The following is a 21,705-nucleotide window of genomic DNA, read 5'->3' as shown; positions in this document are numbered from 1 at the left end:
GGTGCGCATCGCATCGATAGTGAGCCGCTCCAAGTACATCCAGATCCAGTTTTGGCTGGAGTGCTTTACATTCATCGGAATTTAATATAGCTATATCCAATCCAAGTTCCTTTGCTTTAAGTGCCAGGTGCAATTCTTCTTCTGCAGCAGCTTCGGTTTTATAGTAAGCTAAAATTCCATTTTTGGTGAGGTCAAAATCCAGTGCAGGATTGCTATAAAGTCCTTCGTATAATTTTTTGCTGAGCAGTGAGATGTTCCGTAGTGGCTCTGCGGATTCTGTAACATGCTTTTTATTTGCCTTTCGAAGAAATTTGATGCCCCAGGCAGGCAGTCCGGAACTTAGGGATGGCTTTACATAAAATGGGCTGCTGCTATTGAACATCCATCTAAACCCCTGACTAATCATTCCGGGTGCTGCAAGCGGGATAAAATGACTGGGAACGATCATACCCGCATTGCCAAATGAGCAACTGTCTTTAATACTGCCTTTGTCGATTACGGTTACCTGATGTCCCTTTTTGCTTAGGTAATAAGCAGAACTTAGTCCGACAATTCCAGCACCTATTATTATAATTTTCTGCATTTGTTTCTTATATCTTATATCACCTGAAATCCATGAGCATACGGGTCTCTGTCATCTATTTTAATGGTGTTGTATCCATATACTTCGGCCCAGCCTTCGATGCTTGGAATAATAGCATCGTATTTATCCATCGTAACAACATCCTCAATCCTACCTGTGAATTTGCTTCCTATGATGCTTTCATGAATAAAAACATCTCCTTTTTTCAATTTTCCCTTTGCATGCCACTGCGCCATTCTAGCTGATGTACCCGTGCCGCAAGGTGAACGATCTATAGCTTTGTCGCCATAAAATACCGCATTTCGAGCGGTAGCGGTAGGATCAATCGTATCTCCCGCCCAAAGAATATGGCTGCAGCCATTAATTGTAGGATCTTGCGGGTGCACAAAACTATACCTTTCATTGATTTGCTTTCGGATATCTCGACTCCAGCTAATAAGCTGACCGGCGGTATGCTCCTGTATGCCTTTAAAATTCTTCTGAGGATCAATAATGGCGTAGAAATTACCGCCATAGGCAACATCAATAAAGAACTCTCCCAATTCCGGACATTCAATCGAAAGATTTTCAGCGGCGAGGTACGCAGGCACATTTCGAAGTTTAACAGAAATCACCTTTCCAGCTGTTTCTTTATATTCAATTAAAACCAGACCGGCAGGCGCCTCCATGCGTACAAGTCCTGGGATTTTTGGTTTTATTAATCCTTCTTCAATGGCTATAGTGATGGTGCCAATTGTACCATGTCCGCACATTGGAAGGCAGCCACTCGTTTCTATAAATAATACTGCAACATCATTTGCAGGATCATGAGGAGGATAAAGTATACTGCCCGACATCATATCATGGCCCCGGGGTTCAAACATTAACCCTTTGCGGATCCAATCAAATTCTTTCAAAAAATGTTGCCGTTTCTCACTCATATTTTTCCCGTTTAGGACGGGTCCTCCTCCGGCGACAAGCCTTACCGGGTTACCGCAGGTATGTGCATCTACACAAAAAAAAGTTTTGCTATTCATGGCTATTTAGTCCATTTGTTATTTATCAATCTGAAAATATTGAGTGGATTCTTTTCTTTTAATTCATCAGGAAGCATTTCATCAGGCCAGTTTTGCCAGGCTAATGGTCGACAAAAACGAAGCACAGCGGTTGATCCAACAGAAGTAAAACGTGAATCATTTGTAGCCGGGAAAGGTCCGCCATGTTGCATGGCTGCGCAAACCTCTACCCCTGTTGGTGGATTGTTGAGGATTAAACGGCCCGTTTTATCTTTTAACTTCTCGATCAGCAAATGATATTCAGCCAGTTCCGATGGTTCAGCCATCATTGTAATGGTCAATTGCCCCTGCAGGATATCGGCTATATCAGTAAGCTGCCTGGTGTCGTCGGCTATAACAAGCATAGAGTATGGCCCAAAAATTTCTTCCTGAAGCACTGGGTTTTGGAGAAATTCGTTCCCCGAAATTGTTGATACAATAGATAGTGCCTGACAGCTGGCATCAGCATTTAAAACCAGGGAAGYCGCTAAAACTTCTGTATTTGGTTGTTTAAGCACCTCTGTGGTTCGTTTTTTATAATTGTTGTAGATGCCAACTGTAAGCATGGTAGCAGAAGCTACACGCTCTATTTCTATTTTTAAGTGTTCTATAAAAATATCAAGCTCCTTTGATTTAACAGCAATCAGCAAACCTGGGTTTGTACAAAATTGTCCTGCGCCCATGGTAATTGATCCTGCATAAGTGGAAGCAATTTGCCCTGCCCTGCTTTTTAATGCCTGTGGCAACAGAAATATGGGATTTATGCTTCCCATTTCTGCAAAAAATGGAATCGGATTTTTCCTCTGCTGCACCATTTTGAGTAAAGCCATTCCTCCTTGATATGAACCTGTGAAAGTGACCGCTCTGGTTTCTGAATGCTTAACAAGCATTTCTCCTATTTCATAGCCCTCATCAAATAACATTGAAAAAAAACCATGATGTACTCCAGATTTGTGTAGGGCGCGCATGATCGCCTGACCAGCAAGCGCACTGGTGCCAGGGTGGGCAGCATGGGCTTTCAYAATAACTGGGCAACCGGCAGCAAATGCAGAAGCCGTATCTCCTCCGGCAACAGAAAATGCAAGCGGGAAATTACTCGCACCGAATACAACCACTGGCCCCAAGGGCACCAGCATTCGCCTGATGTCGGGTTTAGGAATTGGTTGTCGATCTGGAATAGCAGTATCAATGATGGCATTCAGCCATGAACCTTCTTCAACCTGGTCTGCAAAGAGCCTGAGTTGTCCGGTAGTTCTTGCCAATTCGCCTGTTAAGCGTACTTTAGTTAAACCACTTTCCAACTGCGCACGCGCTACCAACTCTTCACCGATAAACTCAAGTTCCTCTGCTATACTTCTAAGGAAGGCAACCCTGATACTTTTAGGGAGTTGTTTGTAGTGCGCTTCTGTCGCTGCAGTCATTGCCTCATTTAAATCTTCGACAACAGCATTGAAAAATTCCTCTTTAAGTAGCTCACCTGATGCAGGATTACTCGCATAGAAGACTTTKGCTGTCCTTTTGGAATATTGGGATGCAATTATGCTCCTTCCGTTCATACAGCTGGTGATTCTAACACTCCCCAGCTGTTTTCTGGTAATACAGGTCTTGCCACCAATGCATCGTTAATAATCTTAAGGACACGCTCGCGTTCTTTACCTTTAATTTTTAATCGCGGTGCTCTTACGTTTTCTGTTCCTATACCGGTACCCACCTCAGCGAGTTTTATATATTGTACAAGTTTAGGATGAATATCCAATTCAAGAACCGGAAGGAACCACCTGTAAATTGTTAAAGCTTCCTGTATCCTGTTAGATTTTACCAAGCGGTAAATTGCTACTGTTTCTTTAGGAAAGGCATCTACAAGTCCTGCTACCCATCCATGTGCTCCCATTACCAGACTTTCCATAGCGATAGGATCTACTCCCGTAAAGATTTTAAACCGGTCTCCAAATCTGTTGATCATTCTTGTAATGTTCGAAATGTTCCTTGTCGATTCTTTGACAGCCTGAATGTTTTCATAGTTAGCAAGTTCTGCGAACATATCCAATGTTACCTCAATTTTATAATCTACTGGATTGTTGTAAATCATGATTGGTAAGTCTGTACTTTCAGCAACTGATTTAAAAAAAGCAAGTGTTTCTTCATCATCGGCATAATAACGCATTGGTGGTAAAAGCATTAAGCCGCTAGCCCCTAATTCCTTAGCTGTTTTTGCGACTTGTACTGCTGCTTTGGTAGTTGATTCTGCAATATTGAGTAAAACCGGTACCCTTCCATTTACCAATTTTATGGTATGAGACAGTAACCCAAATTTTTCTTCGTTTGTAAGTGAGCTTGCTTCGCCCAGAGATCCCCCAAGGATTAGTCCATCAACACCCGCCTCGAGCTGGGCATAGATATTTTCGTCAAATGCATTGAAATCTAACTCATCATTATCCGTAAACTTGGTTGTTACGGCTGGAAATACGCCCGACCATTTTATTTTCATAGTTTATTTTTTTTAACAAAAATAGCCCATAGAAAGACATGAAGAGATGCAGAATTTAGCTAGCTTTTCTAATAAATTGACAATATTGAGAAAAGACAGTGATGCCGCACGACCAGATGTTTTTTTATCTTCCTAGTTCTCAATTAAAACCGTAAATTTAAAGTAATTAAGGTTTTATATTTTTTAGGGTATACCTTAATACTTTGGACGAGCGTATTGGTAAAATTTGAAAACTAATCAAAACAGCTTTATGGAAACCAAAATAAAAGAAAAGCAGACAGCGATCATGGATCCAGCTTTAACAGCAGAAACTGATAATTGGAATTCATTATTGAATGGCCCACCAGAAGACGACGATATCCAATTTGAAGATGATGATCTTGAGGATGATGAATTCCCAATTGAGGAAGATCTTGATAATMTCGATTTTGATGAAGAAGATGAACTCGGGTTTGATGAAGAGGAGGATCTAGATTTTCTAGAAGCCGTATTGCATTGAAACCGTTATTCTACTCAAAAGACAGCGGACATCCGGATGATATCTATCATTATCGACCTGGAAAACCCTGGGTTAAAACCGCTGAACTTTTCTTTATCCAACCCGAAGGTAAACACCTGAGGGTGGAAAATAAAAATGTCAATTGTTTATTTAACAATCTGACCAGGGAATTATTTGACGTCCATTATAATCATTTTATACAGTTCCTGAACATAGATTTTAGTCCTATTGCTGTACAAGAAAGAAATTATGAGTTACTTGTTTCAGAGCAAGAATTCCTGATACAAAAGATCATTACGAGTTGGATCTATTATTATACCATTAATAACCTTGAAGTAAAAGTACAAAGGGATGATTTTACTCATCCCTATATGACAGATTATATTTTAAGCTTGCTGGATAAAAAATATGGCATCGATACTCTTGCGAGCCTGGCACTCGGCGCTCATCTATTGCGAATGAACTTATACGATTATTGTAACACTGTTAAAGGAAGAAGAACATATTACAATCGCTAGGTTCATGATCTATTTAATCACTTTGATCTGTCCCTTCATTACCGTGTAGTGGCCAGGATAAGAACAGATAAAAGGATATATCCCAGGTGTTTTTGGTACAGTAAAATAAATAGTATCTGATTTTCCCGGTTGCAATAATGTGGTATGTGCAAGTACCTTAGCACTATTAGGAACAAAATCATACTTTTCACCATCAAGCCCCATCTTCATCACCATTTCTCCGACAACATTACCCGCTCCTGGAGTTGTGAGCACAAAATTGTGCAGCATATCATCTGTATTGGCAAAGGTTAGCTTCACTTTCGTTCCTGCTTTTAAAGTCAAATTTGTAATGTCAAATTTCAATCCCGGTTTGGTTCCTAATAAAATGGTTTTATCCGRCCCGTTCTTCCAGCTTATTGGCTGTTTGGTAATGTGTTTCCCTGCTGCAGTACTACCAGTAATTTTGCTGTTGTTGGCTGTCATATTCCCCATGTGATGATGATCCATACCTTGTGCTGCGTTTGAAGTCTGCATGCTACCAGTTGGTTTGTTTTCGGCCGTTGCCACTACTTTTTCTCCATCCGGAATCTTATTTAAAGTATAATATCCATAATTGTGGAGCAGAGGGGTATTGTCGCCTTCTGAGCGTAGTCCTTCAGTTCTGATCTCATGAATATACCCTTCTTTTAAACTATCCAGTACTAATCGTACGCGTTTATGATCTGGAGAGATTACGATTGCTTTAATGTTGCGGGGAGATTGGTTTATCACCGGACTTCCGTAAATATGATGGTACTTATAAGTAAAAGTCGATAATTTATAAGAGCCAGCATTACGGGCAGTTTTTTCATCTACTGGCATGGTAAATTCCAGCTCGAAACCGTCGGGCTGAGCCTTTACGGTTTGCACCTCAAAAGGCATGATGCCAGACCAAGTCAAACGCTGCAGTCCATATTCTTCTTTTCCGGTTGAAGACCATCCTCTTGAAGTCATACCTACAAGCATACTGCCATCAGAACCCCAGTTCATTCTTAATATACCCGAAGAAAATCCTTCACGAAAAGGAAATACCATCCCCTGGTAAACCCCTTTAACCTTTTCAAGGAATACCCTACTGATTTTACTCTGGGCCTGGTCGCCTACAAACAGCTGTCCTTTAAAAGGGCCCATATTTCCATTATCTGAATAATTAAGGATTCCGGAAGTTGAATTACCCATGATAGAATGTGGGATCCATACAGAAGGAGTTTTTAATCCGGGTACCCTTTTGGCTACATCGTACTTGGGTTCACCTGTATCCGGAATATCTTTTTTCCGAAGCTTTACTGGAGAGCCAGGCTGATCAGCCCAGATCAAGCCTGCAGGGTTGCCTAAAAAGTCGCCCTCTTCAACATGAGTGATGCTACCTGAGCCTACCCAATCGCCCTGATTCTCTGCATAAAATACATCACCATTGTTATTCAGAGCGAAAGCCGCAGGTGAACGGAAGCCAGTAGCAAAGGGCTTCATGGTAAAATCGGGAGTGAATTTGAGCATCCAGCCATGCCATTTGGACATGCTTTCTCCAAATCCTATCCACCCTAAATTTAGGGTAACTACCATGTTGCCATCCTTGTCTAGCATAGGGCCATAGGCATACTCATGATAATTGCCGGATAATGGCCAGGAATACATTGTTCGGTATTCATCGGCTTCACCATCACCATCCAGATCCCGGAGGCGTGTAAGCTCAGCGCGCTGAGTCAGATAAATATCCCCCTTAATATAGTTTAAGCCTAATATTTCATGCATACCATGCGCAAATAGGCGATATTTAGGTTGCTCCCCATCTTTCATATATGGATTTGTGATAATCCATACCTCGCCACGGCGTGTAGCCACAGCCAATTCATCGTTGGGTAAAAAGGTCATTCCACCAACTTCAAGTGCTATTTCTTTGGGAATTGGAACAGTAACAATTGGAAATATTTGACTTTCTGTTTGTGCATTTGAGTTTACAATACCAGCACCCAGTAATAAAAGAGACAATAAGTATTTTGAATTTTTCATTCTTTGATTACCAGATTAGAGAATAGGTTAATGAATCAGTTCCATTGGCCAATTGAGCAAGCAGTTCCTGACCATTTTTTGTTTTCCTTATAAAAGTCTTTGTTTCAGCGGATACTTTTATAGTATATGCTTTATTTCCAATGCTATAAGTGTTGTCTTTCAATGCAGTGATAGTTTGTGCGGCAGCAATCCTGCAATAAAGAGGTCCCTTGCTATTGCTAATGCTTATTGTACGGTCTATACCACTACCTCCGCTTTGCACTACTATTTTATCACTTATATCAGCACCATTTGAGGAATATAAAAACGTTGGCATCTTGCTCTTATCTAATACATATCCCTTATTTTGGAGATCATCAAAGCTTATAGAATCAGGCCATACTGCATTTTGATCAGTCAGTGCTGTAATTGCAGGAGCTGCAGAAAGGGGTAACACAGTACCTAAAGGTTTGGCTAGTTGAGGCTCTCCTCTATCCTTCCACATTTCAGTCACATCAAGAAATTGCCCACGCCATACCTGCAATAATGCTCCCTGTTTCAAATCATAAGAATAGTTCAGTTTCTCAGAAGTGCCTACAGAAATTACGTGTGTACGTTTCTTTCCATCGAACATGAGATAACTACGCAATAAATAAGGTTTAGTTCCTGCGTTTAGGACATAAGGGTTGGCGCTTTGGGCCCAGGTATAAGTTGCACAGCAGGTGAAAAATGCCACGCAACACATAACTCGTTTACAGATCGTCATACTTTTATTTGGTTATTAAACAACGAAACAATCGATTGCCTAACAAATATAGAAAATTATTGTCTCACAGAAATAGCTGCGAGACAATAAAATGAATTATTTCAAACTCAATTCAATAACCGGAATTTGAAAGTTTGGTTTTTGGGTTGGTAATTTCAAGACAAGACTACCGGAAGTCGATTTGTCTTTATCAGTTAAGAGTTCTGAATTATCATGTAAAAACTGGGCATAAACGACGTCTTCACCATATCCATCCAGCACTATTTTGCCATCTTTAGGATATTCAAAAAGATGAACATACAGTTTTTTGCCAGCTTTGTTGTAGGTAAGCTGGGTTCCCGGAGCAGGTTTAAATTTATCTGGTGCAAAAGTGCATCCGTAAATTGACTTAGAATTAGCATGCATCCAAAGTCCAAGACTATCCAGTGCGGTATTTGCCCGGTTATCAAATTCGCCCCTGGCTGTTGGACCAACGTTTAACAATAAATTACCACCATTGGCAACTGAGGTAACTAATAAGCTCAGCAATTGTTTATTAGTTTTCCAGGTATTTTCATCTCTGTAATAGCCCCAGGAACCTGAAAAAGTCTGGCATGTTTCCCATGTCTTACCTTTAAATTTTGCCAAAGCTTCGGTACTAACCTGTTCTGGTGTTTCAAAATCTGCACCGTCTGTGTAGTCATCTAGATCCAGTCTGTTATCTACAATTATACCCGGCTGTAATTTTCTGATCTGCTTTAACAGGTCAACAGATGCCCAGTCTTCTTTGCCCTTGCCATGCTTACCTGGATATGAGAAATCAAGCCAGAGTATATCAATTTTTCCATACTTAGTTAAAATCTCATTAACCTGATTGCTTAAATATTTACGGTAATTAGCCATATTCCTACCTTTATTCAATGCTAAATATTGATTTTCATCATTGTTTGCCGGTTTTAAAGGATGATATTCATCAACTGTGAAATCTGGGTGATGCCAATCTATCAGTGAGTAATAGAAACCAATTTTTAAGCCTTCTGCTCTAAAAGCATCAACAAACTCTTTTACTAAATCTCTTTTAGCCAAAGTATTGGTTGCTTTGTAATCGGTGAACTTGCTATCAAACAATGTAAAACCTTCATGGTGTTTAGTGGTTAATACAACATATTTCATTCCTGCTGCTTTCGCTTTTTTTGCCCATAGTTTAGGCTGGAACTGATCAGGATTAAATTGATCGAAATATTTCTGGTAATTTTCGTTAGTAATGTGTTCATTACTTTTTACCCATTCGTGGCGGGCAGGTAAAGCGTATAAGCCCCAATGGATAAACATCCCAAATCTGGCATCTTTCCACCATTCCATTCTTTTGTCTTTTTGCTCTGGGGTTTCATTACCAATCTTCTTTTGCGCCTGTAAGGCAGAGGTTGTGAGCAGGATTAACATCAAGCCCAACAATAGTCTTCTGTTCATGTGATATCTGGTTTTTCGGTTATGTGTATAACAAATTTAGAAGATAAACAGTAGCAGAAATAAATAATATTGGCAATTGATTAAGCTTTTTTGTATAAAAAATAATTTCTATCAGTGCATTAAGGCTGATCTTGATTTAACCAACAAGAGTTAAGACTTGCTGATTTGTCCAATTTTAAAATGACGATTGTTATCATCATAAACAATCAAAATTTTAAAATTAACATATGAAAATTGTCGTAATCGGAGGCTCTGGCCTCATTGGAACAAAACTGGTAAACACTTTAAGCGAAGCGGGTCATGAAGTATTGGCGGCTTCGCCGGGAACTGGAGTAAACGCTGTTACCGGAGAAGGACTGGCAGAAGCTTTAACAGACGCAGAAGTAGTAGTTGATGTAGCCAACTCTCCATCATTTGAACAAAAGGCAGTATTGGATTTCTTCGAAACTTCTGGACGCAACCTGATTGCTGCAGAAAAAATTGCCGGCGTAAAACACCATGTTGCGCTATCGGTTGTTGGCACCGATCGTCCGAACGCCAACACTTATTTTTTGGCCAAACTTGCCCAAGAGAAACTAATTAAAGAATCCGGAATTCCTTATTCTATCCTTCATGCCACACAATTCTTTGAATTTGTAGGAGGTATTGCACAGGCTGGGACTCAAGGAGATCAGATCCATGTTTCGTCAGCTAAGTTCCAACCCATCGCATCAGATGATGTTGTTGAAGCTCTGGCTGATATTGCTGTGGGAACTCCCTTAAATGGCGCAGCAKAAGTTGCGGGGCCAGAAAAAATTGGGCTTGATGAAATCGTAAGGCAATACCTTAGCCTTAAAAATGACAACAGAGAAGTGATCTCAGATGTCCATGCTCCATATTTTGGTACAGAAATTAACGATCAGTCTCTTGTGCCCGGGGATAACGCCCGTATTGGTAAGCAAACTTATAGTAACTGGATTCGCAAACCAGGTAATTTAAGATAAGGTTAGCAGGAATACTTCACAAAATGAGGGTGGTCGTTATGCTAATGGCATCATGCCACATCGTCATCTCGACAATAGAAGAGATGACGACCTCACTTTTTCGGACACCCTCATTTATCTTTTCTAAGAAGGCTTTTTAGTACATTTAGCCTAGGTTAATAACAAAGCATTATAAATAAAGAATATATTGATGAAAAAATATACGGATACAGCCCAACTATTTCTGCGTATTGCATTAGGACTTGGTTTTTTCTCTGCAGTCCTGGACAGAATTGGCTGGCTGGGTGCCGCAGGACAAACTAATATTGCCTGGGGCAACTGGGAGTCTTTTCAGGAATACACCCACACTCTACTCCCATTTTTATCCAAATCGATTTCAGATATCATGGGTTTTATTGCAACTGCAGGTGAAGCGCTATTTGGGCTATTGCTCATTATCGGTTATAGAACCAGGCAATCCGCTATTGGAAGTTTCCTGCTGCTGTTGTCATTTGCATTCGTGATGACCATTACGCTAGGGTTAAAAGCACCTTTAAATTATTCCGTTTTTAGCGCAAGTGCTGGTGCATTTATATTGGCTACCCTATCGTCTTATCGTTGGAGCCTTGATAATTATCTGGGCAAAGTACCTAAGAATTAAACGGTCAAGTGCCGAATGTATTTGGTGATAATTGTCTTGTCGGCGTTCGAACTGGCGAGTAAAAGTGCCTGTCTATAATGCTGCAAAGCAACTGTATCATCAATATCTGTGTACAGGTTACCCAGCAGTGAATAATAAAAAAGATTATCTGTAAGTTTCAACTTTTCTGCTTCCACAATAGCTATCGCCTTCCCATAAGCCTTGGCAAGGGCAAAAGTCCTGTTCAAAGCAACAATTGGCGAATATTCTATAATCAGAAGGTTATTATATAGCTCAAGAATTTGTAACCATTTTTCTGGCGTGTCCTCTTTGTGGGTATGCCAATATGCGATACCAGCTTCCAAATGATATTTGGTTAACTGATTGCCATTGGCAGATAAACCTAAATAGTACTTGCCCTGATCAATCAATTCCTTATTCCAAAGGCTTTCATCCTGATCGTGGTACAATATAGTTTCTCCGTCCTGATTTGCGCGGGCATCAAAGCGAGAAACATGAAAACACATCAATGAAAACAATGCATTTACTTCGGGAAGATTGGTTCTCTCCTGAGCGGTTAATAAATAGGTCAGACGCATCGCTTCCGCGCAAAAATCTCTTCGGAGAGTTGTGTTCTGCGTTGTCGAATAATAACCTTCAGAGAACAAAAGATACAGGGTGATTAGCACAGTATCTACACGTTTGCTGATTTCAGTTAAATCCGGCTGTTCAATCCTGACATTTACTTCCTTTAACTTCTCCTTCGCTCTTTGAAGTCTTTTATAGACCACTTCTTTATTGGTCAGATAAGCATCAGCAATCTCCTGGATACCAAATCCACAAAGTAAATTCAATGCCAGTGCCACCTGAGATTCGGTGGATATCTCAGGGTTACATATGGTAAAGATCATGGCAAGCTGGCTATCCCCGATATTTTTCACAGACAGATCAAGCTCAAATTCTTCCATTTTAGCGGCATGGTACTGAATCTCTGGAGATAGTTTCTGCTGGAAGAGGTTATCTCGCTTTAAATAATTTTTAGTTTTATTTTTAGCAACGGTGTACAACCATGCCGTTGGGTTTTCTGGTATACCTTTGGTGCTCCATATTTCGGTAGCAGCAAGGAAAGTCTCACTCACAATATCCTCCGCTATTTCCATATGCGCGATACCAAACAAGCGGCAAAGTACAGAAACCATCTTTTGATATTCGCTCCTGAATAGATGTGGTATCAGTTCTTGTTGTTTCATTACATAACTATGATTATCCCTCGGGATCACTAGCCATCCTTATTTCTACATTTCCGCCGAGTTCGAGGATTGGGCAACTCTGTGCAATTTCAACCGCCTCTTCATAATTTTCTGCCCTGACAATAATTAGTCCGCCAATAGACTCTTTAATTTCCACAAAAGGACCGTTTATCACATGCTTGTTTGACTTCACAACTTTACCAGCGATATCCCAGCGTTGTAATGGCCTGGAAAGTTTGTTCTGTGCAGCAATGCCGCCAAACCAGTTTTGCCACGCTTTAATGGAATTTTGCAATTCCTCTGGAGAAGGTTGAGCATCCTTATTGGTAAAATCTCTTCTGAAAATCAATAAAAAATCATTCATATTCTTTAATTTTAATTATAATGTAATACAAGCCAATGACAACCGAATGAGTAAAGTTGGACAATTTTCAGTAATTTCGGAATGCTTATRACATGACAAACGAAAATTGATAATTAGACATTGTGGAAGATTTTTTTTATTTATAAAGTTTGTAGCGTTAAGCAATCATTAAACGTTTGTGGTTAGGTAAAGCAATATCATATATATGAAACAAATACACCTACTGCTGTCTACAAGTCTACTGCTACTGGCTTCATGTGGCACGAATAAAGAACAAAGCAATGGAACAGCTTCAACAGCAGATACTATTAATAAAATAGACACAGTTGCCAATACACAAATGACTGCCCGCATGAGCATGAAGCCAGTTATTAAGGCTGGCGACTCTCTTGAGCTTCGGTTCACGGTTTATAACCCCTCTGTTAAGCCACAATCGTTCTGTAAATGGCATACTCCTTTTGAACCACCAATGAGCAAATATCTAGATATTAAAGACGATAAGGGCGCTGAAGCCAGGTATCAGGGAGCAATGGCCAAACGCATCATGCCGCCTCCTGCCGATAGTTACATTGAAGTTAAACCCGGTGATAGTCTTAGTGTAAAGGTAAATATCAGTAAAGCTTATTTGCTAGATAAACCGGGTACCTATATTGTTAGCTACAACGCGCAGGAAATCAGTGGACTTGCTGTTAAAGATTCGCTTACTTTCATTTATAAAAAATAAAAACCTGAAGTTCGGCGGTGACGTTTAATCAATATAAACAGGTAGTATAAAATAAAATGTGGATCCTTTACCGGGCTGACTCTTCACTCTGATTTCACTGCCGTGCAGTTTCAGTATTTCTGATACCAGATGAAGCCCGATTCCGAAACCCGAAACATTCTTCATCTGCTCATTTTTTACACGATAGAAGCGCTCAAACAATCGAGGCTGGTCAAGTAGATCAATACCCACCCCCTGATCGGTAAAATTGATTGAAACGTTGTTTTGTTCACGTGTGCAATCAATGCGTACAAAAGTTCCTGCCAGAGAGTATTTAACAGCATTGCTTAGCAAATTACTTAAAACCTGGCTGATTTTCTCCCGGTCTGCATACATCTCCAGGTTAGTACATCCCTGGTATGTTATGATGTGACCGGGGGCGAGAATCTTAGCTTCTGCCATTAAATCATCCATCAACTGGACCAGCGTAAATCTGGAAAGGTTGAGTGACATTTTACCGTCCTCCAGCCTGGAAAGATCTAAAAAATCATGGATCATTGCGACCATTCTTGTTGTTTGCACTTCTGCCCTGGAAAGTATGTTTTCCGTAAATGCATCAGACGAATTCCTGGCTTTGGCCAAAGCCAGTTGTATATAAGATCGCACCGAAGTTAATGGGGTTTTAAGTTCATGGCTGGCAATGGCAATAAAATCATTCTTACGCTGTTCTTCTAGCTTTTTATCGGTAATGTCACGGGCAATTTTAGATAAGCCAATTATTTTTCCAGTAGTATTTTTAACAGGTGATATGGTTAAGGAAACATCTATCAGCCGCCCCTGTTTCGTAACTCTTTGGGTTTCGAAATGATCTACACGCTGACCGCTTTTGAGCACACTTAAGATTTTTGGCTCTTCTTCTGCCCTATCTTTTGGAATTAATTTCATTATCGATTCACCAATCATTTCTTCGGCACTATAGCCAAAGATACGTTGGGCGGAGAGGTTCCAACTGGTTACAACTCCATTAAGATTTTTACTAATAATTGCATCATCAGAGGAGTCAACGATGGCGGCAAGMATCGCACTTCGTTCCTCTGCAAGTTGCAAAGCAGCCAGCAATGATTTCTGTTCCTGAATATTGGTACTCAATTCAGTTGGTCCAAGCTCATTGGTACTACTGTCCGCTGCCTTAAAGTTACGCATAGTGATCCTTCATGTTCAAACACCTTGCCAGCTTATAAAGAAACTTCAGTAGAGGTTTGCCTGATTGAATGGATCAGGTATCCATAAGTTCTAAAGCGCTTTTTTGACAAAATGAAACTCCCCATAAGGTATGAATTTTTTCAATTGTCTTAGCAAAATAAAAATGAATCAAAAAGCAGTCATTCAGACACCAGTTTTAAGCGTTTAGTTTATTTTTGTTTAAAATTTGTTAAACAATTTGAGCTCCAGCATGTTTACAGAAATTACAAAGCAATCAGATTATTAATAAATTATCAACCTAATTACAAAACAACATGTCAGAAGGAACAGTAAAATTTTTCAATGAGTCGAAAGGATTTGGCTTTATCGTACCGGACAACGGGGATCCGGAAATCTTTGTCCATGTCACTGGTCTGATTAGCCCGGTAAGAGAAAAAGACAGGGTCAGCTTTGAGGTTGAAAACGGAAAGAAAGGAATCAACGCAGTCAAAGTAAAGAAAATCTGAAACCTGAAAAAACAAAAAAGCATCTTCAAATCAAGATGCTTTTTTGTTACGCTTTCTGTTAAGCTCTGTTTTGTTTATAGATTTATGATATTATATAAACAAAATGTCCTGCCAATGGTTATACCATTTTACTTATTTTCAACCACAAGATGAACAAAGTATTTAAAAAACCTTCGTATTTATATCGCAACGGGCTAACTATTGTTTTCCTCTTCTTGTTTGTAATTACCCTTTGTGCGCAGGCATTAACCGGCTGGAGGCAACACAACCGGGACTTGAAGGAAGAGCACGCCCCACAGCTCAATATAGGCACTTATCTCAAAAGTGGGCACTTCATATCAGCAACCTTTGAGAATTTTGAAAGTGAATTTCTGCAGATGGGAATGTATGTAGTGCTTACCATATTTCTGCGTCAGATTGGCTCAGCAGAATCCAAAAAACTTGATGAAAAAGAAGAGGTGGACCGGGAACCCTTTCCTCATCCGGATGCGCCATGGGCAGTAAGAAAGGGAGGATGGATACTCAAACTTTACAGTAATTCCCTATCTATTTGTTTTTCAATGCTGTTCTTTTTGAGTTGGGGTTTCCACCTGTATGGTAGTTGGAAGAACCATAATGTAGAACAGGTTTTTAAGCATCTCCCTGAAGATACCGTCTGGTCCTATCTGGCTGAACCGGAATTTTGGTTTGAAACTTTTCAGAACTGGCAGAGTGAGTTTCTTTCAGTAGCTTCAATAGTATTTTTAACGATTTATTTGCGCCAGAAAGGATCTTCTGAATCTAAGCCTGTGGATGCCCCTGATAGGCAAACAGGAAAATAGCACTCTGCTACTTAAAGAAATAAATTATGCCATCAAGTGTGATTCGATATTTTACCTATGACATGGAAGCCACTACATTATGTATCACTTTTGTATCCGGAATGTGCTATAAATATAAAAATGTTCCTCCTGAAATTTATCATATGCTAAAAGCGGCCGGGTCAAAAGGCCGATATTTTAATCAACACATCAGAAATAAATTCAAATACAAAAAAATAAAGAATTTTTAGTGTTAGATACGTTAGCAGCCCTACGGCCCTTATAGATGGACTATTTAACTATGAACCTGGCAATGAATTCCTTTCGCGGGATCATATGTAGGTAAGGATAGTTTCCCGATAGCTGCTTTCGTTGTTTGAGCTGATAAAGAAAGTGTCCTCCCAGATCAACAATAATGGGACATTTTGCTTGATACCATACCCGATGGGGATGTTTCCAGCAAAAGGAATAATAGTGGCTGGTTAGCTGTATATTCTTCAGTTCAGGATGATAGAAATTTAATATTTTAGGATGCCCTTTTCTTCCTAGCAAGTCAGACTTTCTGATCATAGAAAGATGATCGCTATGGCAAAACTCAAAGTCGGCAAGTTTGGGGTGATCCACATCTGGTAAATGCTTCAAAATACGGAAGCCTTTAAATTTTTTTCCGTTCAATATCCATATCAGTTTCGGATAAAAAGCTTCCCTGCTTTCCAGCTCTTCAATACAAATAGGTGAATTTTGGAACTCAAGGGTTGTTCCGCATGGAGTGTATACATCAGCCCGATGTTGTTGTTCTGTAACCTCGTCCCAAAAGCAGACTTCTCTGAATGAGGGAGGAAAAGCCATTTTCCAGCCCCTATGCCAAGGCGTTTCCCCGTACAACCTCAATTGCTGTGTTTCCTGATGGATAATAACAGGTTGGGATGTAACTTTCTCAGGAAATACTAAAGCATTAAAATCCATAAAAAACAAATGCCTTGAATTTTAGCAGGCATTCAAACTTAAGCTAATAATATTAGTATTCAAAAAATTAAATAAAGAATCAGAAGTTTTAAAAAGATCAAGTAATCCTGACTTAAGTATAAGGATGGCCTAATAAGTTATCCAAACACGTTTTTCGCTTTGTTAATCGCAGCCGTTAAATCAATACCTTTTCCCAAAGCACCTTTAAAGAGATCACCAGTTTCTTTTATCCTATCCACAGCATTGAAGATCGTAAAATCATCCATGGTCATTCCAGGTTTAACTTCATCCCATGCCAGAGGCATGGAAACAGTTGCCCCTGGCTTCGGCCTAAGCGAATACGGACAGGCAATGGTGGCCCCTGGTCTGTTCTGCAGAAAATCCAAATACATTTTTCCTTTACGGTTAGCGACCATTCTTTCTAATGTAGTAAACTCAGGGACCTGCTGATGCACCAAATTGACAATAATCTTGGCAAACATTTGCGACTGATCATAGTCATACTTTGCCGCAAGAGGAATATAAATATGCATACCAGTAGAACCAGATGTCTTCGCGTAACATGGTATTTTAATCTGGTCCAGAACTTCTTTCACCATTTGTGCCACCTGAATCACCTGATCGAATGTATTCTTATCAGGATCCAGATCAATCACACAATAGTCTGGATTGTCTGGAGATTGACTCCTGGAAAACCACGGATTCATTTCTATACACCCTAACGATGCCATCCAAAGTAAGGCGGCTTCATCGTTGCCCAATAGGTATTCCTTATGTTCGCCATCACCTGTGGTATAAGGAAATGTATCGGCCCAATCAGGTGCAATCTCTCTAACATCTTTCTGGTAAAAACCCTTGCTATGAATTCCACCCGGAAAACGATTTAATGACATAGGCCTATCTTTCAAATAGGGAAGAATATAATCGGCCACCTGATAATAGTAATTAAACATCTCTCTTTTGGATACCCCATCTTCAGGCCAGTAAAGCTTGCTTAAATGTGTAAACTTCAATTCATGACCTTTAATTTTTCGTACCTGCGTTTCATCTTTGGGATTAAGCAACGTTTTACGCCCTGTAGCCTTTGGAGGCTTGATAGTATTATCTTTCATATCATTCTCTACTATAGCTTTCGTCTCTATCTCGGTTTCTCTGATCACATCTTTAGCTTTTTTATCAACGCGCATGCCTTGGAAAGATGGATGGCGAAATACACCGTCATCTGTCACCTCTGCAAAGGCGACCTCACAAACCAGTTCCGGCTTAAGCCAGGTTACTTTGGTTTTTGGTGGATTGGGCCTGAAGCGAGAAGGTTTATTGACATCAGGGATTTCCGAAAATGGACTTTTATTGGTAATTAATGGCCGGAATTGGGCCATCATTTCTTTTTGCGCCAGATCATTGAAGCCTGTCCCCACCTTGCCAACGTAGTGCAAATGACCGTTTTCATACACTCCTAACAACAGAGAACTAAATTCCCTGGGTGTATCATCATTTTTTGTGAACCCGACAACCACCACCTCCTGGCGTTTATTGGCTTTGATCTTTAGCCAATCTTTAGAACGGTTATTCTTAGTATACAGACTGTCTGCTTTTTTAGCAATAATGCCTTCCAAACCCATTTTTATGGCCGCCTTAAAGAACTCAGTACCGCTTGCCTTAAAGATCTGACTTAGCCTTACCCGATCGTCATTTTGAGGCAAAACCTCTGCTAATATCTCCTGGCGTTTACTAAGTGGAAGATCAGTTAAATCCCTGCCGTCATACCATATCAGATCAAACACATAATAAACCAATTCACCATCGGCTTCACTACGCCAGTTCTGAAGCGCTCCAAAATTAGAAATTCCTTTATCGTTAATCACCAGAATTTCCCCATCAACTACCATGTTCTGTTTCCAGCTTTGTAATATTTGGAAAATAGGATAAAACTTCTCATTGAATTGCTTATTGTTCCTTGAAAGCAGTTGTACATCCCCATTCTTCAGGCAATACCCCAATGATCGATAACCATCCCATTTGACCTCATAAATCCAATTGGGATCATCAAAAGGCTCATCTACTAGTGTAGCAAGCATTGGCTTCATACCAATCGGGATTTTAGATTTCTTGGCTTTTTTCAATAAAGTTTTGACGTCAGTAGAGATTTCAATGGACTCTACCTGTTCATGGCCATTTTGCCAGACCTTATCGCTCGTCTTTTCGACTTGTTTAATCGTCTTTTCCGAAAGTACGGATTTGTCTTTTTTAGTAATATCAGTTGTAGAAGCATAATCGTCTTTATGCTTAATTAGCAGCCAGCCATTCTCTCCCATCCCGTTTGTCTTCACCAGAGCATATTCTCCTTTTAATTTGCTGCCATGAAGTATTATTTTGAGCGAGCCGGAATGCAACTGTTCCAGTAAATATTTCTCCTGCGCCTTTTTACCCCTGATCTTTTCAATGGGTTCATAAGTTCCCTGATCCCAGACAATTACGGTACCCCCTCCATACTCCCCTTTCGGGATAATGCCTTCGAAATTTTTGTAGTCAAAAGGATGATCTTCTACCATCATTGCCAGACGCTTGGTTTTTGGGTCTGTTGAGGGACCTTTGGGAATAGCCCAGCTTTTCAGCACGCCATTCATTTCCAACCGGAAGTCATAGTGCAGGCGAGTAGCATCATGTTTTTGAATTACAAACTGAAGTTTTCCCGATGTTTTTGCTTTACCCGAGTTAGGCTCGGATGTTTTATTAAAATCACGTTTTTTATGATACTGTTTTAAGCTCATGATCTAAGGTTTGCCAATATTTAACACTTATAGCGAACCAAAGTTTTTAATCATATGAATACAACTGTTTTTATAACTAATAATAAGGTGTTATTGAAACAGGACCAGTAAGTCCAGAAGGCATAACCTTCCAGGATGAAGCGTCAAAATCCTTATAATTAATATTCACAAAGTTAATCTCATGATAATTCTTCCATTTGATTTTCTTAATATCCATATCTCTAATGCGGTTAGCCATCAAATTCACAACTTCTATTTTAATCGTATTTTTGCCAGGGATCAGAAATTTTCCTATCCGGGCCTGAAAGGGAATACTCCATATAATGCCAACTTCCTTTCCGTTTATCCATACCCTGRCACTTTCGTTTACCTTACCTAAATCCAAGACATATTCCTTTGCAGACTTTGATTCTATGTTAAAGGTAGATGAATATACCCCCGTTCCCGCAAATGCAATTGACTTTGGGTCGCCTGAATCAGTCCAGGAGCGTAAAGTGTTTAATGTTTGATCTGGAGGCAATTCAGGGCCTCCCTTAGTAAAATGGAGAATCCATTGCTTATTAAGGGCTATTGCTTTTTCTGGCTTGTCCAAATATACCCAATAGCTAGCCGTTGTTTTAGGGCTCTTATCAACTCTTAAAAAAAGAGTTTGGCCTGAGCTTATCTGAATCCGTACTTTGTTTTCTTTTTTAGTTGCGGTCCCGATAACTTCTGTCTGTGGATCAAGGATAGTGACATACCCTTTTTCATTGAGTGAAAGGGTTGTATCAATCAATTTGGAACTGTGATTTACCAAATAATAATATTTTCCGGATGCAATTTGTCTTCTGGTAAACTCCAGACCTGAATCGACAAGCGTTTCTCTTTTGATTCTATTGAAGTTTAAAATTTCTTCAATATTATTTCCAAGAAAGATAATGCCTTTTCCAGTAACATATTGTTTAAAACCGGGGGCTGAATTCTTGAATGTTAGTTTTGAAAGGCTTGCTTTCAACATTTTTCTTCGCTCTTCCAAATCAGATAAACCGGGAACATCCTTGGGCAACTGCTGAAAAATCACAATAGCTCCATTGTAAGCTAACCCGATAATTTTGTCTAGCGTCTCAGGATTTATCATTTCACATTCAGGAACGATTAATGTTTTATAGGCTGTTCCATTTTCTGATGTGCTGAGTAGCTTATTGTTGACCGTTGTTTTCCTTAATAGCCTGTCTGAGGCAAAGTCAAATGAATAGCCGATTTTTGAAAGCTGCTTACACAGCTTGTAAAATGAGGTTGGATGTAACCATTTATCTACATCATGAACTTTTAAGGTCATTTCCATACCTTTTGAATTATTCCAGACATCATAAATGGGCCAATAGATAAGTAACTCATTGTCTGGTTTTCCACTTTGTAATATGGACTGACATCTGGCTATATAATCGTTCAAACCTTTGGCTTGCGGCCACAGGCTATTATTTGGATTCATTTCTACCGAGGCATAGAATAACCATCCAGGCCAAGGAATATTCGATGGTGAGTTTGTTGTTCCATGATAAAATATATGGTTGATACCCGAAAGAAATAGTTGCTCAACCTCGGGTTTGCACTGCGAAAAAGAAGTTTTGAAATGCTCGGTAAGCCATGTGAACGTTTCTGAGGAAATTAATGTTTTGCCACCTGTATTCGCTGCTGAGGAAGCAAATTTGCTCATTATTGGATCTGGGTCAACATTTCTAATGTCGCCAGAATCTCTGCGGAGGCCCACGATGGGAAAATAGCTGGAGCCGAAGATTTCTGTTTCTGGAATATCAACCGCACCATAAAGATCAAGAAGATTTCCAGGGGAACCATGAGATTGATTTTTTGTTAAGGATTTGAKGTTATGGGCCCAGTTTGTCCAGTTTTGAGTGAAATTTTCAAGTAAAAGTTCATCCATCGTCTCACGGTAATCCGACTTCAGACGTGCTACGATTTCTCTTGTGCTGTCATTATTTCCACTGTCTGCAAGTTCGCGAATGTAATTTTCCAGATCATATCCCCGGGCTTTCTTGAAATGAGCTAAGAATGTTGGCGTCCAGCTAGCACCATATACTTCATAGCTATCATTAAAAAAAGCCCTCACTCCCTGTGGTCTTTTCCCAAAAGCATCCGCAAATCTTTTGAGGTAAACATTAACTGAATTGCTGTCGAGATGATCTAAGGTGAATC

21 protein-coding genes are annotated in these 21,705 nt (G+C 39.9%); 8 read left to right on the top strand and 13 right to left on the bottom strand.

Features of this window, described 5'->3' with window-relative positions:
* The 4 genes from AC1DG9_RS10615 to AC1DG9_RS10600 form a co-directional block, all read right to left on the bottom strand.
* On the bottom strand, positions 1 to 583 hold a 583-nt coding region (locus AC1DG9_RS10615), incomplete at its 3' end, for an FAD-dependent oxidoreductase (protein WP_477634607.1).
* Positions 584 to 597: 14 nt separating this feature from the next.
* A complete protein-coding gene (locus tag AC1DG9_RS10610) occupies positions 598 to 1,599 on the bottom strand; it encodes a 4-hydroxyproline epimerase (RefSeq protein ID WP_172662869.1) in 1,002 nt (333 codons plus the stop codon).
* Between the two features lie 2 nt (positions 1,600 to 1,601).
* On the bottom strand, positions 1,602 to 3,173 hold the full coding sequence (locus AC1DG9_RS10605) for an aldehyde dehydrogenase (NADP(+)) (protein WP_477634606.1): 1,572 nt from the start codon (positions 3,171 to 3,173) through the stop codon (positions 1,602 to 1,604).
* Positions 3,170 to 4,105: a dihydrodipicolinate synthase family protein gene (locus AC1DG9_RS10600; protein WP_337716185.1), complete on the bottom strand. Its 936-nt coding sequence runs from the start codon at positions 4,103 to 4,105 to the stop codon at positions 3,170 to 3,172. The genes AC1DG9_RS10605 and AC1DG9_RS10600 overlap by 4 nt, the downstream gene beginning before the upstream one ends.
* 250 nt (positions 4,106 to 4,355) lie before the next feature.
* On the opposite strand from AC1DG9_RS10600, the gene AC1DG9_RS10595 reads away from it, so the two are divergent.
* Together AC1DG9_RS10595 and AC1DG9_RS10590 are read left to right on the top strand one after the other, a co-directional pair.
* Complete coding sequence (locus AC1DG9_RS10595) at positions 4,356 to 4,604, top strand: hypothetical protein (RefSeq protein WP_477634605.1); 249 nt, start codon at positions 4,356 to 4,358, stop codon at positions 4,602 to 4,604.
* The gene (locus tag AC1DG9_RS10590) at positions 4,601 to 5,122 is read left to right on the top strand and encodes a hypothetical protein (RefSeq protein WP_288879296.1); all 522 of its coding nucleotides are present in this window, start codon (positions 4,601 to 4,603) and stop codon (positions 5,120 to 5,122) included. The genes AC1DG9_RS10595 and AC1DG9_RS10590 overlap by 4 nt, the downstream gene beginning before the upstream one ends.
* A 9-nt stretch (positions 5,123 to 5,131) precedes the next feature.
* On the opposite strand, the gene AC1DG9_RS10585 is transcribed toward AC1DG9_RS10590, so the two are convergent.
* The 3 genes from AC1DG9_RS10585 to AC1DG9_RS10575 all read right to left on the bottom strand — a co-directional run bounded on the left by AC1DG9_RS10585 (position 5,132) and on the right by AC1DG9_RS10575 (position 9,347).
* Entirely contained in the window at positions 5,132 to 7,153 is a 2,022-nt protein-coding gene (locus AC1DG9_RS10585; RefSeq protein ID WP_477634604.1) for a plastocyanin/azurin family copper-binding protein, read from the bottom strand.
* A gap of 7 nt (positions 7,154 to 7,160) precedes the next feature.
* Positions 7,161 to 7,868, bottom strand: coding sequence for a hypothetical protein (locus tag AC1DG9_RS10580; RefSeq protein WP_477622081.1), 708 nt, complete (start codon positions 7,866 to 7,868; stop codon positions 7,161 to 7,163).
* 126 nt (positions 7,869 to 7,994) lie between these two features.
* Positions 7,995 to 9,347, bottom strand: coding sequence for an alpha-L-fucosidase (locus AC1DG9_RS10575; protein WP_172662862.1), 1,353 nt, complete (start codon positions 9,345 to 9,347; stop codon positions 7,995 to 7,997).
* A 227-nt stretch (positions 9,348 to 9,574) separates the two neighbouring features.
* Between AC1DG9_RS10575 and AC1DG9_RS10570 the strand changes: the two genes are divergently transcribed.
* Positions 9,575 to 10,330 carry an SDR family oxidoreductase gene (locus tag AC1DG9_RS10570; RefSeq protein ID WP_477634603.1) on the top strand — a complete coding sequence of 252 codons (756 nt, stop codon included), beginning with the start codon at positions 9,575 to 9,577 and terminating at the stop codon, positions 10,328 to 10,330.
* Between the two features lie 190 nt (positions 10,331 to 10,520).
* On the top strand, positions 10,521 to 10,970 hold the full coding sequence (locus AC1DG9_RS10565; RefSeq protein ID WP_172662860.1) for a DoxX family protein: 450 nt from the start codon (positions 10,521 to 10,523) through the stop codon (positions 10,968 to 10,970).
* Here AC1DG9_RS10565 and AC1DG9_RS10560 read toward each other — a convergent pair.
* Positions 10,967 to 12,199: an RNA polymerase sigma factor gene (locus tag AC1DG9_RS10560; RefSeq protein WP_337716177.1), complete on the bottom strand. Its 1,233-nt coding sequence runs from the start codon at positions 12,197 to 12,199 to the stop codon at positions 10,967 to 10,969. The genes AC1DG9_RS10565 and AC1DG9_RS10560 overlap by 4 nt on opposite strands.
* 13 nt (positions 12,200 to 12,212) lie before the next feature.
* The gene (locus AC1DG9_RS10555) at positions 12,213 to 12,563 is read right to left on the bottom strand and encodes a YciI family protein (protein WP_172662858.1); all 351 of its coding nucleotides are present in this window, start codon (positions 12,561 to 12,563) and stop codon (positions 12,213 to 12,215) included.
* 205 nt (positions 12,564 to 12,768) lie between these two features.
* Between AC1DG9_RS10555 and AC1DG9_RS10550 the strand changes: the two genes are divergently transcribed.
* Positions 12,769 to 13,287: a protease gene (locus AC1DG9_RS10550; RefSeq protein ID WP_288879291.1), complete on the top strand. Its 519-nt coding sequence runs from the start codon at positions 12,769 to 12,771 to the stop codon at positions 13,285 to 13,287.
* A gap of 24 nt (positions 13,288 to 13,311) precedes the next feature.
* Here AC1DG9_RS10550 and AC1DG9_RS10545 read toward each other — a convergent pair whose 3' ends face one another.
* The gene (locus tag AC1DG9_RS10545) at positions 13,312 to 14,469 is read right to left on the bottom strand and encodes a sensor histidine kinase (RefSeq protein WP_477634602.1); all 1,158 of its coding nucleotides are present in this window, start codon (positions 14,467 to 14,469) and stop codon (positions 13,312 to 13,314) included.
* A 314-nt stretch (positions 14,470 to 14,783) separates the two neighbouring features.
* On the opposite strand from AC1DG9_RS10545, the gene AC1DG9_RS10540 reads away from it, so the two are divergent.
* From AC1DG9_RS10540 to AC1DG9_RS10530, 3 genes are all read left to right on the top strand, one after another.
* Positions 14,784 to 14,975 (top strand): cold-shock protein, encoded by a 192-nt coding sequence (locus tag AC1DG9_RS10540; RefSeq protein WP_048905563.1) that lies wholly within the window; start codon positions 14,784 to 14,786, stop codon positions 14,973 to 14,975.
* Between the two features lie 149 nt (positions 14,976 to 15,124).
* Entirely contained in the window at positions 15,125 to 15,796 is a 672-nt protein-coding gene (locus tag AC1DG9_RS10535; RefSeq protein WP_172662855.1) for a DUF6766 family protein, read from the top strand.
* Positions 15,797 to 15,822: 26 nt separating this feature from the next.
* Positions 15,823 to 16,026 (top strand): KTSC domain-containing protein, encoded by a 204-nt coding sequence (locus AC1DG9_RS10530; RefSeq protein ID WP_288879289.1) that lies wholly within the window; start codon positions 15,823 to 15,825, stop codon positions 16,024 to 16,026.
* Positions 16,027 to 16,066: 40 nt separating this feature from the next.
* Here the strand turns inward: AC1DG9_RS10530 and AC1DG9_RS10525 are convergent, their stop codons facing one another.
* The 3 genes from AC1DG9_RS10525 to AC1DG9_RS10515 all read right to left on the bottom strand — a co-directional run.
* The gene (locus AC1DG9_RS10525; RefSeq protein ID WP_172662853.1) at positions 16,067 to 16,741 is read right to left on the bottom strand and encodes a competence protein CoiA family protein; all 675 of its coding nucleotides are present in this window, start codon (positions 16,739 to 16,741) and stop codon (positions 16,067 to 16,069) included.
* A gap of 137 nt (positions 16,742 to 16,878) precedes the next feature.
* Positions 16,879 to 19,512, bottom strand: a complete 2,634-nt coding sequence (gene ligD / locus AC1DG9_RS10520) for a DNA ligase D (RefSeq protein WP_337716175.1) — start codon at positions 19,510 to 19,512, stop codon at positions 16,879 to 16,881.
* 76 nt (positions 19,513 to 19,588) lie between these two features.
* The coding region (locus AC1DG9_RS10515; protein WP_477634601.1) for a glycosyl hydrolase at positions 19,589 to 21,705 on the bottom strand (2,117 nt) is incomplete at its 5' end.

This window comes from Pedobacter sp. 05L430 (assembly GCF_056397585.1).
This window is presented reverse-complemented; position numbering and strand designations above follow the sequence as displayed.